This window comes from Exiguobacterium sp. PHA03 (assembly GCF_041945985.1).
Classification (GTDB): Bacteria; Bacillota; Bacilli; order Exiguobacteriales; family Exiguobacteriaceae; genus Exiguobacterium_A.
Genome location: NZ_JAUTYQ010000003.1, coordinates 1 through 15957 on the forward strand (window position 1 = coordinate 1; position 15957 = coordinate 15957).

Annotated in this window: 12 protein-coding genes; 5 read left to right on the forward strand and 7 right to left on the reverse strand. The window is 46.9% G+C overall.

Annotated features, from left to right (window positions below; all coding sequences use genetic code 11):
* Positions 1–190: 190 nt before the first annotated feature.
* From Q7C19_RS12570 to dnaA, 7 genes are all read right to left on the reverse strand, one after another.
* A complete protein-coding gene (locus Q7C19_RS12570) occupies positions 191–1234 on the reverse strand; it encodes an HD-GYP domain-containing protein (protein WP_035411716.1) in 1044 nt (347 codons plus the stop codon).
* An 88-nt stretch (positions 1235–1322) separates the two neighbouring features.
* Positions 1323–3935, reverse strand: coding sequence for a DNA gyrase subunit A (gyrA, locus tag Q7C19_RS12575; RefSeq protein WP_375092275.1), 2613 nt, complete (start codon positions 3933–3935; stop codon positions 1323–1325).
* Between the two features lie 27 nt (positions 3936–3962).
* Entirely contained in the window at positions 3963–5876 is a 1914-nt protein-coding gene (gene gyrB, locus Q7C19_RS12580) for a DNA topoisomerase (ATP-hydrolyzing) subunit B (protein WP_200864062.1), read from the reverse strand.
* A gap of 10 nt (positions 5877–5886) precedes the next feature.
* Positions 5887–7041, reverse strand: a complete 1155-nt coding sequence (gene recF, locus Q7C19_RS12585) for a DNA replication/repair protein RecF (protein ID WP_375092276.1) — start codon at positions 7039–7041, stop codon at positions 5887–5889.
* 1 nt (position 7042) lies between these two features.
* Positions 7043–7264: a S4 domain-containing protein YaaA gene (yaaA, locus tag Q7C19_RS12590; protein ID WP_023469865.1), complete on the reverse strand. Its 222-nt coding sequence runs from the start codon at positions 7262–7264 to the stop codon at positions 7043–7045.
* A 162-nt stretch (positions 7265–7426) separates the two neighbouring features.
* Positions 7427–8560 carry a DNA polymerase III subunit beta gene (dnaN, locus tag Q7C19_RS12595; protein ID WP_023469864.1) on the reverse strand — a complete coding sequence of 378 codons (1134 nt, stop codon included), beginning with the start codon at positions 8558–8560 and terminating at the stop codon, positions 7427–7429.
* A gap of 191 nt (positions 8561–8751) precedes the next feature.
* Positions 8752–10143 (reverse strand): chromosomal replication initiator protein DnaA, encoded by a 1392-nt coding sequence (gene dnaA, locus Q7C19_RS12600; protein ID WP_375092277.1) that lies wholly within the window; start codon positions 10141–10143, stop codon positions 8752–8754.
* Positions 10144–10879: 736 nt separating this feature from the next.
* On the opposite strand from dnaA, the gene rpmH reads away from it, so the two are divergent.
* The 5 genes from rpmH to mnmG all read left to right on the forward strand — a co-directional run bounded on the left by rpmH (position 10880) and on the right by mnmG (position 15953).
* Positions 10880–11014 (forward strand): 50S ribosomal protein L34, encoded by a 135-nt coding sequence (gene rpmH / locus Q7C19_RS12605; protein WP_012371910.1) that lies wholly within the window; start codon positions 10880–10882, stop codon positions 11012–11014.
* Positions 11015–11180: 166 nt separating this feature from the next.
* The gene (rnpA, locus tag Q7C19_RS12610; RefSeq protein WP_023469862.1) at positions 11181–11531 is read left to right on the forward strand and encodes a ribonuclease P protein component; all 351 of its coding nucleotides are present in this window, start codon (positions 11181–11183) and stop codon (positions 11529–11531) included.
* 104 nt (positions 11532–11635) lie between these two features.
* Positions 11636–12490 (forward strand): membrane protein insertase YidC, encoded by an 855-nt coding sequence (yidC, locus tag Q7C19_RS12615; protein ID WP_035411724.1) that lies wholly within the window; start codon positions 11636–11638, stop codon positions 12488–12490.
* Between the two features lie 147 nt (positions 12491–12637).
* Positions 12638–14020, forward strand: coding sequence for a tRNA uridine-5-carboxymethylaminomethyl(34) synthesis GTPase MnmE (gene mnmE, locus Q7C19_RS12620; protein ID WP_056064613.1), 1383 nt, complete (start codon positions 12638–12640; stop codon positions 14018–14020).
* Between the two features lie 43 nt (positions 14021–14063).
* On the forward strand, positions 14064–15953 hold the full coding sequence (mnmG, locus tag Q7C19_RS12625; protein WP_058265604.1) for a tRNA uridine-5-carboxymethylaminomethyl(34) synthesis enzyme MnmG: 1890 nt from the start codon (positions 14064–14066) through the stop codon (positions 15951–15953).
* Positions 15954–15957 lie beyond the last annotated feature (4 nt).

Here is a 15957-nt window from a genome sequence, read left to right on the forward strand (position 1 = left end):
GAAACAAGAAGTCAACAACTTTTTTGAAATTGTTTTTTCGTTTGTTTCAAGCGCTTGTCTTTGTTAAGGACATGTAATAATATATCATGCGTTTTATTATTGCGCAACACTTATTTTAAAATTATTTTTAAAATCATGAACAAGCCTCTTGAACCTTACGAATTCGGCTCAAGAGGCTATTTATTCCTTATCAATCCATCAATTGAATGATGCTATGCTGTCGTTCTTCCATTAAATCAACGATGATCCTTCTTCCCTGGTCTTCATAAGAAATGACGGGGCGATCAAAGACTGGATTCTTTTGAGCGATTGTTGCAATCTTCCCATTACTCATCAATACGCGATCACCGACTTCAATCGGTAGAAGTAACTGTCCAAGCAATAATACATATTTTGAACAATATTGCATCGGTCGCGCTTTTAAATGACGATATGCGTCAAACGGCGTATACGCTTCCCGGTATGGGCGCCAACTTGTCATTGCAGCAAAAACATCTGCTACAATGAACAATCGAGCATGATCTGCAATCTTATCACCTTTTACCTTTAGAGGATAACCAGATCCATCTAAACGTTCATGATGTTGAACAATCAAACGATTTACCGTGTCGGAGATAATCGTCTCCTTTTGCAAGACTTGATATGCCATTGCCGGGTGACGTTGAAAAATTTCCTGTTGCATCGCTTCATAACGTTTCGTGTGACGCCATTCCATGATCCGCGCTAGTCCGTAATCCGCAAAATAAGATGCCGTCCACAGCTCATGGATCATTTTCCGTTCTTTTCTGACTGCTTCAGCGAGCATCTGGGCAACTGCTCCTCGATAAATGGCATGTCGCACAGTGTAAGCTTCCGTTCCCCGTTCAAGGAAGAATGGCAGAACATCTTGTCTCGTAATTTGTTCCGGGACGGACTGTTTGACCCAACTCAAAGCTTCATACACATTTGGCTTCATCCCCTGTTCCCATGACATGAAGACTTTATTATAGGAGCGAATGAACTCTTCAAAAGGATGTTCTATCTGCGCAGCCACTGTTTCAATCTGTATCTTTTCACCTTCGACAAGATCAGGACGATCCTCGATGGTGACTTCTTTAATCAAAAACCGTTGGATTCGTCGTAACTCGTCGGTTCCAATTTTTTTCCCTGCTTCTACGATCGGATGATCTGTATGTAAGTAGATCGATTCGGTTAAACGATCCCCGATGCGTAATTGGTCACTTGCCACTCGCATATCGCTTCGTTCCTTTCTCTTCTTTCTATATATGTAGATAAAAGCAGCAGAGTGGTATCACTCTGCTGCTTCCTTACTAACGTCTTGCTTACTCTTCCACTTCTTCTGAAGCATCCGATTCGATTACATTCTCTTCTGATACAAGATCCGTATCTTCTTCCGTTTCATCGGTTTCTTCTCGTTTCAGTTTCGCAACCGTTGCAACACGGTCACCTTCTTCAATTCGAATGACCTTCACCCCTTGGGTGTTGCGGCCGACACGTGAAATGTATTGCGAGTCTGTCCGAATAACGATACCGCTCTCTGTCATGATCATGATGTCATCATTGACATCAACGATTCGCATGGCAACGATTTGACCGACGCGATCTGTTACCTTACTCGCGATCAATCCTTTCCCACCACGCGATTGACTACGGAACTCGGTCATCGGTGTTCGTTTACCGAATCCTTTTTCCGTAATAACCAGAACATCTTGTGCATCACGTGCAAGTTCCATCCCGACGACGAAATCGTCTGGGCGTAACGTCATCGCTTTGACACCACGAGCACCACGTCCCATCGAGCGGACATTCGTGATTGGGAAACGAATCGCTTTCCCGCTTGTTGAAACAGCAAAGACTTCATCATCCGTCGATGCAAGACGAACGGATGTCAATTCATCGTCTTCAAACAACCGAATCGCAATCAAACCATTTTTGTTGATCCGGGCATATGCGGACAACGGTGAACGTTTGACGCGTCCTTTACGTGTCATGAAGATCAATGATTTTTGCTCATCTTGAACGACTTCTTCCGTTTCGAGCGCTTCTTCCGTCTCTTCAATCTCTCCTTCAACCACCTCGACAGGTGCTTCAGTTGCTTGTTGCTCCTCAAGATAACGTTTGAAGTTGACTGGAATCATCGTCTCGACCTTTTCATCGCGTTCAATTTGGATGAGGTTGATGATCGGCACACCTTTTGATGTCCGGCTCATCTCCGGTACTTCGTATCCACGAATCCGGTAGACTTTCCCGCGGTTCGTAAAGAATAGAATCGTATCATGCGTCGAACAAGACAAGAGACGCGTAACGTAATCCTCGTCGTTCGTTCCGATTCCTTGAACGCCACGTCCACCGCGGCGCTGTGTCCGGTACGAATCCGTCGTCATCCGTTTGATATAACCACTGCTTGTCAACGTGATGATGATATCTTGTTCTGGAATCAAGTCTTCATCTTCGAATTCGATATGATCCATCCGGATTTCCGTCCGACGCTCGTCGTTGAAACGTTCCTTCAACTCCTCGAGTTCTGTCCGGATCAAATCAAGCAAGACTTCTTCACTCGCAAGGATGCGGTTCAGTTCTGCGATCAATTGCATGATTTCGTCATATTCTGCTTCAATTTTTTCCCGCTCAAGACCTGTCAGGCGTTGTAAGCGCATATCGAGAATCGCTTGTGATTGTTTCTCAGATAACGCAAAACGCTCCATCAACTGTTCACGTGCTGCGTCTGCTGTCCGGTTCCCGCGAATGATTTGAATGACTTCATCCAAATGATCAAGCGCAATCCTTAGACCAGCGAGCAAGTGTTCACGTGCTTCTGCTTTTTCGAGATCGAACTGTGTCCGACGACGAACGATTTCTTTTTGATGCTCGAGGTAATGATAGAGCATTTCTTTAAGCGTCAATGTTTTCGGACGCCCTCCGACGATCGCAAGCATGTTGACACCAAACGTCGTTTGCATCGACGTCTGTTTATACAAGTTGTTTAAGATGACACTTGCATTCGCATCACGACGGACTTCCATGACGATCCGCATACCGCGACGATCTGACTCATCCCGTAAATCCGTAATGCCTTCGATTTTTTTCTCGCGGACGAGATCGGCAATCTTTTCAACGAGGCGGGCTTTATTGACCTGATAAGGCAACTCCGTCACGATGATCCGTTCGCGGTCTTTTTTCGTCTGTTCGATTTCTGCTTTCGCACGGACGATGATCGAGCCACGTCCTGTTTCATATGCGCGACGAATCCCGCTACGACCAAGAATTTCACCAGCCGTTGGGAAATCAGGTCCCGGAATGTGCTGCATCAATTCTTGAATCGTGATTTCGGGATCGTGAGACAGTGCTAAGACACCATCGATGACCTCACCTAACTGGTGCGGCGGAATGTTTGTTGCCATCCCGACCGCGATCCCGCTTGAACCGTTGACGAGCAAGTTCGGGAAGCGCGACGGTAAGACTTCCGGTTCGCGTTCCGAACCATCGTAGTTATCTTTAAAGTCAACTGTGTTTTTGTTGATATCGCGAACGATTTCCATTGCGATTTTTGACATACGAGCTTCCGTATATCGCATCGCAGCCGCCGAGTCTCCATCGACCGAACCGAAGTTTCCGTGTCCATCGACGAGTTCATAACGATAGCTGAAATCTTGCGCCATGCGGACCATCGTGTCATAGACGGCAGAATCTCCGTGCGGGTGATACTTACCAATGACTTCCCCGACGATACGGGCAGACTTTTTATGTGGTTTATCGGCACGAATACCGAGGTCGTTCATCGCATAGAGAATCCGGCGGTGTCCGGGTTTTAAACCGTCCCGTACGTCCGGAAGAGCACGTGCGACGATGACGCTCATCGCGTAGTCCATGAAGGACGTACGCATCTCTTGACTGATATTAATATCCTTGATGATTCCGTGATTTTGTTCGGACATGCTTCTGGCCACCCTCTCTGTTCAGCGTTAAATATCCAGGTTCTTGACGTAATGTGCGTGGGATTGAATGAAGTCGCGTCGTGGTTCGACCTGATCTCCCATCAAGATATCGAAGACTTCATCCGCTTCGATCGCATCTTGAAGCTCGACACGCAACATTTGACGACCACTTGGATCCATCGTCGTTTCCCAAAGCTGCTCTGGATCCATCTCTCCAAGACCTTTGTAGCGCTGAATATCGTACCGTGCGTTTTCAGGAAGCGCTGCAAGCGCCTCTGTCAATTCACGTTCGTTATGCACGTACGTGATGTTCTTCCCTTGTTTGATTCCGTATAGCGGTGGCTGAGCGATATAGACATACCCATGCTCGACAAGCGGACGCATGTAACGGTAGAAGAACGTCAACAAGAGTGTCCGGATGTGGGCACCATCGACATCGGCATCGGTCATGATGATGACTTTGTGGTAGCGTGCCTTCTCGATATTGAACTCAGAACCAATACTTGTTCCGAGTGCAGTGATGATCGTCCGGATCTCATTGCTTCCAAGAATCTTATCAAGACGTGCTTTCTCAACGTTCAAGATTTTACCGCGAATCGGTAAGATTGCTTGGAAATGACGATCACGTCCGGATTTCGCAGAACCACCCGCTGAGTCACCCTCAACGATATACAATTCGGAAATCGACGCATCACGTGACGAACAGTCGGCTAGTTTACCTGGAAGCGAGCTGACTTCAAGAACACCTTTACGGCGTGTCAATTCACGTGCGCGTTTCGCTGCCATCCGGGCGCGCGACGCCATCATCCCTTTTTCGACGATTGCGCGTGCGTTCGTCGGATTTTCAAGCATGAATTGCTCAAATGCACCAGAGAAGAGCGAATCCGTGACCGTACGTGCGTCGGAGTTCCCGAGTTTCGTCTTCGTCTGTCCTTCGAACTGCGGGTTCGGGTGCTTGACGGAAACGATCGCTGTCATCCCTTCCCGTACGTCTTCACCGGACAGTGTACCGTCTGCATCCTTCATCAGACCGAACTTTTTCGCGTAATCATTGATGACGCGTGTCAAAGCTGTCTTGAAGCCGGTCTCGTGCGTACCACCCTCATGCGTCGGGATGTTGTTCGTGAACGAGTAGATGTTTGACGCAAATCCATCGTTGTACTGAAGTGCAACTTCGACTTCGATGCCGTCTTTTGTGCCGTGTACGTAGACAGGTTCTGCGTGAACGACTTCTTTTGAACGGTTTAAGTGTTCGACGTAAGATTTAATCCCACCTTCGTAGTGGAAACTACGCGTCATCGGCTCATCCGCACGATCGTCCGTGATGATGATCTTCAAGCCTTTGTTTAAGAAAGCAAGTTCCCGCAGGCGTGTCGCTAGCAAATCGTAGTCATACTCGAGCGTTTCTTGGAAAATCTCACCGTCTGGGAAGAAACGAATCGTCGTTCCGGTCTCTTCTGATGTTCCAATCACTTCAAGATCTTGTGCTGGTACACCGCGATGATACGCTTGGTAATACAACTTTTCATTCCGTTTGACGAATACTTCAAGTTTCGTCGACAGGGCGTTAACGACCGAGGCCCCAACACCGTGTAATCCACCCGATACTTTATATCCGCCACCGCCGAATTTACCACCGGCGTGGAGGACTGTCAGGATGACCTCAACGGCAGGACGACCCATTTTCTCTTGAATGTCGACTGGAATACCGCGTCCGTTATCCTCGACTAAGATCGAGTTCCCCGGTTCGATCGTGACTTTGATCGTGTCACAGTATCCTGCGAGCGCCTCATCGATCGAGTTATCGACAATCTCCCATACGAGGTGATGGAGACCTTTTGATGCCGTCGAGCCGATATACATCCCTGGACGTTTACGTACTGCTTCTAATCCTTCAAGAACTTGAATCTGATCGGCACCGTATCCTTGTTCCAATTCCATATCTTCATGATTACTCATCGGTTTTCTCACCTACTGTTTCTTTATATGATGTCTCTTCCAAATCGACCGTCCCTTGTTTCACGTGGAACAACTTCGCTTGGTTGATCGTTTCATGCGCAATCCCATCGACGCTTGTCGTCGTCAGGATCGTCTGGACCTTTTGTTGCATCGTATCGAGCAAATGTGTTTGACGATGATCATCAAGCTCGGATAAGACATCGTCGAGTAGAAGAAGTGGATACTCTCCGACTTCCTCGTGAATCAATTCGATCTCTGCAAGCTTTAACGAGAGGGCTGCTGTTCGTTGTTGTCCTTGTGAACCATATGTTTGGACGTTTCGTCCGTTGACTTCCATCTCAAAGTCATCGCGATGTGGTCCAAACAACGTAACTCCTCTTCGGATTTCATTTTCTTTTATTTTACCAAACTTCTGCGTGTAGGACGCAGTCATTCCTTCGACATCGAGTAATTCAGTGCCAAATGTGTCCGAACGATAGATGAGCGTGAGTTCTTCCTGTCCACGACTAATTCCGTCATGAATCGGTCGTGCCCACTTTTCGAGTTGGGCCATGAAATGATGGCGGCGCTGAACGATTTTAACGGCTAGCGTAATCATTTGCTCCGTCAAGATATCAAGGAAGGTCTCGTCTCCTCCCTTCATGGACAGTTGTTTCAGCAACGCGTTGCGCTGCTTCAACACTTTCAGATACTGACTCAATTCATGCAAATAGACCGGGCTAACTTGACCGATCTCCATATCGAGAAACCGTCGGCGGACTTGTGGACTGCCTTTGACGATATGCAAATCTTCCGGGGCGAATAAAACGATGTTCAGTGCCCCGACATAATCACTCAAGCGTCGTTGCTCTAGATGATTTAGTTTTGCTTTTTTCCCGCGACCCGAGATGACGATCTCCTGGACATGAGAACCTGTTCGTTTGACGACACGTCCTTCGACGCGCGCTGTCTCCTGGTCCCAACCAATCAGTTCCTTATCATGCGTCGTCCGGTGAGACTTCGCGAGAGCGAGAACATAGATCGCTTCCAATAAGTTCGTCTTCCCTTGTGCATTTTCACCAATCAGAACATTCGTCTTTTCGGAGAATGACAGTTCGAGTGCGTCATAGTTGCGATAATGACTGAGTCGGACTGAATCCAGCCGCACGTTAGTTACCCTCGTTCTTGATGATGAACTGACCGTAGTCTTCTACATCAATGATGTCTCCATCCCGTAATTTACGACCACGTCGCTGATCGACTTCGCCGTTGACTAGAATTGGCACCTCTGCTAAAAACGGTTTGGCTTGCCCTCCGCTTGAGATGATATCCGACAGTTTCAGGAACTGCCCTAATGTGACATATTCCGTTGTAATTCTGATTTCTTGCATGGATTGACTCCTCCTACCTACATATTATAAATGACGTACTCTTTATTGTACTAAATATTGAACGATTTAGCAAAATTCCCGAACGTATATACGGTATACGAAAAAGACGGGTCCGATGTCGAAACGATCGAACCCGTCTTGTCACGTGTTTTATGTTGATGCTTACGCCGTCCGGACTGGAAGAATCAGTTGCAAGACGTTATCTTGATCAACTGGATGCAAGATGAATGGACGAATCGAACCCGTGAACTGGATTTCGATATCTGTAGCGTCAAGCGCCTTTAAGGCATCCATCATGTACTTCGAGTTGAACGAGATTTTCAGTTCTTCCCCTTCAAGCGAAAGGATACTGACTTGCTCCGAGACTTTCCCGACTTCTGGTGAATGCGAAGAAATTTCGACCGCTGTCGTTCCTTCAGCTGCAAACTTGATGACGTTGTTACGGTCCTCACGTGCGAGCAGTGACGCGCGATCGATCGCTTGGAGCAATTCTTTCGCGTTCATGCGGACAGCTGTCCGATACTCTTCTGGAATCAAACGTGATGTATCCGGATAGTTTCCGTCAAGTAGACGTGAGAAGAAGAGGACGTGTTTCATCTTGAACAAGATTTGTTGGTTCGTGATCGTAATATCCACATGACCGTCCCCAAGTAACTTCGATAATTCATTTAAGCTCTTACCAGGAACGATGACGTTCTGGAACGAGATGTCCGTATCTGTCTCAAACTGAGCACGACGCAGGGCTAAACGGTGACTATCCGTTGAGACACACGTCAAGATGCCTTTGTCGGCTGAGAAGTTCACACCTGTGAGAACAGGACGTGTTTCTTGAACAGCGACAGCAAAGCTTGTTTGACGAATCATCGACCGTAAGAGATCAGCCGGTAAACGGAAACGTTGTCCCCCATCGACTTGTGGAAGACGTGGGAACTCATCTGGATCAAGACCGTTTAAATGGAATTCCGCTGTTCCTGACTGAATCCGTGTCATGAAGTTCGGTGAGACTTCAAGTGTCACTTCGTCTTTTGGCATCTTTTTGACGATATCGCCGAAGAAGCGGGCATTCAAGACGACACTACCAGCACGGTGGACCGTGACATAAGACGTTCCGTTCTCTTCTGCATAGATTGTCCGTTCAATCGAGATTTCTGTATCGCTTCCTGTCAGCGTCATGCCATCTCCATGAGCTTCGAGTTTGATCCCTGTCAGAATCGGAATTGTCGTGCGGGATGAGACCGCTTTGGCTACATCTTGTACTGCTTGAATTAAAGCTTCGCGTTGAATGGTGATATGCATATCGTCGTTAGACTCCTCTCGAAAATAATGGGCATGCGCCCATCATAACATAATAATATATTTTTTTAATAATAGTCTTAGGGGCTGTGGATAGTGTGGATAAGTCGGTGGATAACTTGATATAGAGCCAAAAACGGTGTGGATAAGTTGTGGATAACCACCCTACTTTATCCACATGTTTATCCACAGTTTTACGAATGCTTCAACTCATGCTTGATTTGTTCGATGACTTTTCCTGTTTCACCGTCTGATTTGATCAACATACTGATCTTTTCATGGGCATGGATGACGGTGGTATGGTCGCGTCCTCCAAATTCCTCCCCAATCTTCGGTAATGAGCTTTCCGTCATCTCACGCGAAAGATACATCGCGATTTGACGTGGAAAGGCAATCGATTTCGTCCGTTTCTTCGCCTTAAGATCATCAAACGGCAAGTTGAAATGCTTACTGACCGACTCCTGGATGTCACGAATCGTGACTTTACGCGGTTCGGCGACTGGCATGATGTTATGCAAGGCTTCTGCAGCGACATTTGGATCAATCGGTCGTCCGACGAGATTCGCATAAGCGATGACACGCGTCAACGCTCCTTCGAGCTCACGGATATTCGTATCAATCTGACTCGCGATGTAGAGCATGACTTCGTTTGAGACATCAAGCTGTTCAGCATTCGCCTTTTTCCGTAAGATTGCAATCCGTGTCTCGAGATCCGGTGGCGTGATGTCGGTAATCAATCCCCATTCAAAACGAGAACGGAGCCGATCTTCAAGCGTTGGAATCTCTTTTGGCGGTCGGTCACTCGAAATGATGATTTGTTTTTGGTCGTTATGCAGTGCATTAAATGTGTGGAAAAACTCTTCTTGCGTCTGTTCTTTGCCCGCAAGGAACTGGATGTCATCAATTAAGAGGACATCGATGTTACGGTATTTATTTCGAAACTCAACCGTCTTATTATCACGGATGGAGTTAATAAAGTCATTTGTAAAGCGTTCAGAAGAGACATAGGCAATCCGTGTCCCAAGATTTTGATCTTGAACGTATTGTCCGATGGCATGCATCAGATGGGTTTTGCCAAGACCAACGCCACCGTAGATGAAAAGCGGATTATATGCTTTAGCAGGTGCTTCAGCAACAGCCAGTGAAGCGGCGTGTGCAAAACGGTTCCCCGATCCGATGACAAATGTATCGAACGTGTACTTCTCATTTAATTGTCCAAGTTCACTCATCGTCAGTTCATCTGTCGGTTTGCGCGTGTTCAATGGACGTGATTTTGGAGTTGGTGTTGCTTCGATCCGTTCCTCTTCTTGTCGGTCGAGCATTTTCTTCGCTTGTCCCTCTTCAATGAACTGAATATCGAGTCGGCTTCCGGTTACTTCCTCAACTGTGTCTTCGAGTAAAGATAAGTACTGGCGCTCAAGCCACGTCACCGTAAATGCAGCCGGTGCTGAAACGAGTAAAGTCGTTCCATTTAGCGTAACGCCTTCTGTGGACTTCAACCACATATCATAACTGGCTTTCGGTGTTCGTTCCTCTTCCTCAATCACAGATAAGACATTATGCCAAAGTTCGGCAGCGTTTTTCATAAATACCCCCCTTTTTTTATCAAGATAGAAAAAATTTGTACACAGGCTTATACACAGACAAAGTTAATGAAGAAACTCGACTTATCCCCATAACGTAAAAACTGTGGATAACGTTATCCACAGGCAGTTGAATCTGTGTATAAAGTTATCCACAGGGTGTGTATAACTTGTTTTGTCCTAAGCGATCAGGATCATGTTATGCACAATTAGTGTATCAAAAGAAATAAGCTCTGGCAATGGTTGGAATGATTTATCCACAAGTAAATTCAATCGTCCACAGGTAGTTACCCACAAGCTGTGGATAGTGTGGATAAATTGTGGATAAGAGGTGGATAACTTTTTGAAAGAGGAAGCGTTAAAAAAGAGTTATTCACAAAATACAAAAGAAGTGGAAAAAGGAAATCCAAAATCGAGGATTGACGTCGATTTTAAAAAATACTATCGTAGACAAAGTGAAGAGTTATCCACGGAAAGTGTGGATAATGTGGATAAGTCTGTGGATAGGTGGATAAGTCTATCAATCTGTTCTTTGTGATCCAGTCGCATTCTATTGTGTAATAGAGTTTGCATGCTGGAATCCTATCGCCTGTTTTTAAGAAACAAACCTTTACGCAATGCGAGAAATCTTCCGAACTTTCATTGACAATGCCACAATCAGTTTATATAATGTACAAGACTGCCTTAAAGTAGAAAATAACAATTGGTTATAAAGATCTTTTAAAGGAGGTGCAGACGAATGAAACCAACTTTCAACCCAAACAACCGTAAGCGTAAAAAAGTTCACGGATTCCGTGCGCGTATGGCTACGAAGAGTGGCCGCCGTATCTTGGCTGCTCGCCGTCTTAAGGGCCGCAAAGCCTTGACTGTCTAATGCATTGATGCATCCATCACTTCGGGCATGATCCGAGGTGATTTTTTTTTATGTTTTTTAGTGTGTTCGTGCTTTTGTCACATGCGCCCTATCGCGTCGCATGTTTATTCTATGATATGATGAGAGACGACGAATTTTCGTAGTGTCAGGATGGAGTGTGAATAAGGTGAAGAAGGAATACCGCGTCAAGAAAGACAAGGAGTTCCAAGCGGTGTTTACTAAAGGAGCCTCTGTCGCAAATCGGCAATTTGTCGTGTATGCCTTGAAAAAGGAGCAACAGACTCACTTTCGGGTTGGTTTATCCGTCAGCAAGAAAATCGGGAATGCCGTCGTCCGGAATCAGGTGAAACGGTATCTTCGGGAAGCATGCCAGCAGCATGAAGCCTCGATTGCCCCGAATTATGATTTGGTGATCATCGCGCGCAATCCGGCCGCTAAGATGACCGCGCAAGAAGTGGCTGACAGTCTCCGTCACGTCCTCAAACGTTCCGGTGTCTGGATGCGATCAAAAAAATGAATCGTAGCAATGCATCCTGTTGATTTGTACGGCGCTCCCTTTCCTTGCCTTACTATAGAAGAAGATGGCGTTCGACAAAGCGTAAACAATTTCTAGGAGGAATTATGAACAAGAGAACTAAGATTTGGTTAACTCTCGGGCTCATGTCTGTGCTCGCGATCGTGTTATCAGGTTGTGCACCGACGAACTATGGCGCACACGAAGAGATCACAGCAAATACTGATGGTTTTTGGAAACATTATTTTGTTTGGCCGATGGCGTGGTTGATTCGCGAAATTTCGCATCTTGTCGGAAATGATTTCGGAATCGGAATCATCATCACGACACTTCTCGTTCGTCTTGTCATCCTTCCGTTGATGATCAAACAAACGAAGAGTATGGGTGGAATGCAAGTCATTCAGCCTGAAATGGTGAAACTTCGTGAGAAATACAGCTCAAAAGACCAAGAGACGCAACAGAAATTGCAACAGGAAATGATGAAGCTTTACCAAGAGCATAACGTCAATCCGCTTGCTGGCTGTTTACCGATCTTGATCCAAATGCCGATCTTGATTGCGTTCTATAACGCCATTATTTATACGCCGGCTATTTTCCAACACACATTCCTTTGGTTTAACCTCGGAAAACCGGATCCATTCTTCATCTTGCCGATCATGTCTGCGGTACTAACGTATCTACAGCAAAAAATCTCGATGGCAGGTCAAGAAGACAATCCACAAATGAAAATCATGCTCTACGTCTTCCCGATCATGATCTTCATCATGGGGGTCACACTCCCATCTGCCCTTTCTCTTTACTGGGTCGTCGGTTACATCTTCTCGATCATCGTCACGGTCGTCATCATGAAGCCAATGCGTGAAAAGATCAAAGTGCAGACAGAGGCAACACTTGCAGCAAAACGCGATAAGGAAGCGGCGCAAGCAGCTCCGGCTCCTAAAAAATCGAAAAAGAAACGCTAATACGTGAAGAGCGACGCTTTGTTTTGACAGAGTGTCGCTCTTTTTCTTTTGCGTCATTTCGTGTATAGTTGTTTCGTTATACCTATTGCAACGATTAAGGATTAAATACTCATAAAAAGACAGAAGAAAAACGAGGTGGAAGAACGGATGATGGAATTTGATACGATTGCCGCGATTTCGACGCCGATGGGAGAAGGGGCGATTGCAATCGTGCGCTTATCGGGTCCTGATGCAGTCGCTGTAGCCGACCGCGTCTATAAAGGAACCAACCGCTTGACGGAAGTACCAACCCATACGATTCATTACGGGAAATTGGTCGATCACGAGGCGGATCGTGTTGTTGATGAAGTGATGGTGAGTGTCATGCGCGCACCAAAGACGTTCACACGTGAAGATGTCATCGAATTGAATTGTCATGGGGGAGTCGTCGCGGTCAATCGTGTCCTCGAACTCATCCTCGCACAACCGGAAGTCCGATTAGCGGAACCGGGTGAATTCACGAAACGTGCGTTCTTGAACGGACGAATCGATTTGTCGCAGGCGGAAGCTGTCATGGATCTCATCCGCGCGAAGACGGATCGAGCGATGCATGTCGCCGTCAGTCAAATTGAAGGACGTCTCTCAAAACTCGTCCAAGACTTACGTCAACAACTGTTGCAGACGATTGCTGCGATCGAAGTCAACATCGATTACCCGGAATATGACGCAGAAGAGATGACACAACAGATCGTCGAACGTGACGCTGGAGCTGTCCGCGCGATTCTGGCAGAGTTATTAACAACGGCACGCCAAGGAAAAATCCTTCGTGAAGGGTTATCCACAGCGATCATCGGTCGTCCGAACGTCGGTAAATCGTCTTTGCTCAACACATTGGTGCAAGAAGCGAAGGCCATCGTCACGGATATCGCGGGAACGACACGCGATACGATCGAGGAGTACGTCAATGTTCGTGGTGTACCACTAAAGTTGATTGATACGGCAGGGATTCGAGAGACGGAAGATATCGTCGAACGGATGGGTGTCGAAAAGTCGCGTCAGGCTTTAAAGACGGCCGATTTGATCTTACTCGTCCTAAACGGGAACGATGTCCTAACGGATGAGGACGTTTTGCTGTTTGAAGCGATTAAAGGGATGAACGCAATCATCATCGTCAACAAGAGTGACTTGGCGCAACAGATTGATTTGGTACGTGTCACGGAACTTGCCGATGGTCGACCAATCGTTACGACGTCCTTGCTCGAAGAAGCAGGGGTCAACGATCTTGAAGCGGCGATTGCGAGTCTGTTCTTTGAACAGGGTGTCGAGAGTCAAGATATGACGTACGTCTCGAATGCACGACATATCCAACTGATCAAACGCGCGAGTCAAATGATTGAAGATGCCCTCGGTGCAGCAGAAGCAGCGATGCCGATTGACATGGTACAGATCGATTTACGACGGGCATGGGACACGCTCGGCGAAATCAATGGAGATACAGCACAGGATAGTTTATTGGATCAGTTGTTTTCGCAGTTCTGTCTCGGGAAATAACTCGAGACGACTGCGTGTGGAATAAGAAGGAGGAACCAGTACTATGGCTTATCAAGCAGGTGAATTCGACGTCATCGTCGTCGGAGCCGGACATGCCGGCATCGAAGCCTCTCTTGCTGCGGCACGAATGGGCTCGAAAACGGTCATGTTGACAATGAATCCCGATATGGTCGGATTCATGTATTGCAACCCGTCGATCGGTGGTCCTGCAAAAGGGATCGTCGTCCGGGAAATCGATGCGCTCGGTGGTGAAATGGCACGCGCAATCGATGCAACGTATATTCAAATGAAAATGTTAAACACGTCAAAAGGACCTGCCGTGCGAGCATTACGCGCACAGGCAGATAAATTCGAATACCAAAACCGGATGAAAAAAGCGCTTGAGGATGAGCCGAATTTGCTCTTACGTCAAGCGCTCGTCGAACGGTTATTGATTGACGACGAAGGACGCTGCGTTGGTGTCGTCACGAATACTGGAGCGGAATACCGGGCAAAAGCGGTCGTCATCACGACAGGAACGTTCATGCGTGGGAAAATCATCATCGGTGAATTGTCGTACGAGAGTGGTCCGAACAATCAGATGCCATCGATTAATCTATCGAAACATCTTGAAGAACTCGGATTTGAGCTCGCACGTTTCAAGACAGGTACACCACCGCGAATCGACGGGAAAACGATTGATTACTCGAAGACGGAGATTCAACCAGGTGACGAAGTAGCACTTCCATTTAGTCATGAAACGACTCAGATGATCACGGAACAGATCCCATGCTGGTTGACGTATACGACGGAGTATACGCATCAATTGATCGATGCGAACCTGCATCGTTCCCCGATGTTCTCTGGGATGATTAAAGGGACAGGTCCACGTTATTGCCCATCGATTGAAGATAAGGTCGTCCGGTTCAACGATAAACCGCGTCACCAAATCTTCCTTGAGCCAGAAGGTCGTGATACGGAAGAAGTTTACGTCCAAGGGTTATCAACAAGCTTGCCGGAAGACGTCCAACACGATATTCTTCGCTCGATTCCAGGGCTTGAGAATTCAGAAATGATGCGTCCTGGTTATGCGATTGAGTACGATGCCGTTGTTCCAACACAACTCTGGCCAACGCTCGAGACAAAACGTGTTCCTGGTTTATTCACAGCGGGTCAAATCAACGGAACAAGTGGGTATGAGGAAGCGGCAGGACAAGGGATCATGGCAGGGATCAATGCCGGACTACAAGTCCAAGGTAAAGAACCACTTATCTTGTCACGTTCACAAGGCTACATCGGTGTCATGATCGATGATCTCGTCACGAAAGGTACGAACGAACCGTACCGCCTCTTGACGTCACGTGCCGAGTACCGCTTATTGCTCCGTCATGATAATGCCGATCTTCGTCTATCGGAAATCGGACATGAACTCGGTTTGATCTCGGAAGAACGCCAAGCGAAGTTACTCGATAAACAAGAGCAAATCCGTCTTGAGATGAAACGTCTTGAGAAGGTCGTCATCAAAGCGACACCGGACGTGAATGCACAGCTAGAAGCGATTGGTGCATCGCCACTTAAGGAAGCCTTGCATGCGATCACGTTGCTGAAACGCCCGGAAATCACATATGCGATGATTGCGCAGATGACACCACCGGAAACACCATTGTCTGCAGAAGCAGCAGAACAAGTCGAAATCCAAGTCAAATATGCCGGCTACATCGATAAACAACTCGATCAAGTCGAAAAAATGATGCGGATGGAGCAAAAACGGATTCCGGATCGTCTCGATTACGATGCGATCAGTGGATTAGCGATTGAAGCGAAACAAAAACTAAACCAAGTGCGTCCGCTCTCGATCGGACAAGCATCCCGGATTTCAGGGGTTAATCCGTCTGATATCTCGATCTTGCTTGTCTATATCGAACAAGGCCAATACGCATTGACTGCGGAGTGAACGA

Bases quoted from the DNA above. Each gene is read 5' to 3' on its own strand.
- Q7C19_RS12570 (WP_035411716.1), bottom strand. From the start codon at position 1,234: ATGCGAGTGGCAAGTGACCAATTACGCATCGGGGATCGTTTAACCGAA.
- gyrA (WP_375092275.1), bottom strand. From the start codon at position 3,935: ATGTCCGAACAAAATCACGGAATCATCAAGGATATTAATATCAGTCAA.
- gyrB (WP_200864062.1), bottom strand. From the start codon at position 5,876: ATGGAATTGGAACAAGGATACGGTGCCGATCAGATTCAAGTTCTTGAA.
- yaaA (WP_023469865.1), bottom strand. From the start codon at position 7,264: ATGCAAGAAATCAGAATTACAACGGAATATGTCACATTAGGGCAGTTC.
- dnaN (WP_023469864.1), bottom strand. From the start codon at position 8,560: ATGCATATCACCATTCAACGCGAAGCTTTAATTCAAGCAGTACAAGAT.
- dnaA (WP_375092277.1), bottom strand. From the start codon at position 10,143: ATGAAAAACGCTGCCGAACTTTGGCATAATGTCTTATCTGTGATTGAG.
- rpmH (WP_012371910.1), top strand. From the start codon at position 10,880: ATGAAACCAACTTTCAACCCAAACAACCGTAAGCGTAAAAAAGTTCAC.
- yidC (WP_035411724.1), top strand. From the start codon at position 11,636: ATGAACAAGAGAACTAAGATTTGGTTAACTCTCGGGCTCATGTCTGTG.
- mnmE (WP_056064613.1), top strand. From the start codon at position 12,638: ATGATGGAATTTGATACGATTGCCGCGATTTCGACGCCGATGGGAGAA.
- mnmG (WP_058265604.1), top strand. From the start codon at position 14,064: ATGGCTTATCAAGCAGGTGAATTCGACGTCATCGTCGTCGGAGCCGGA.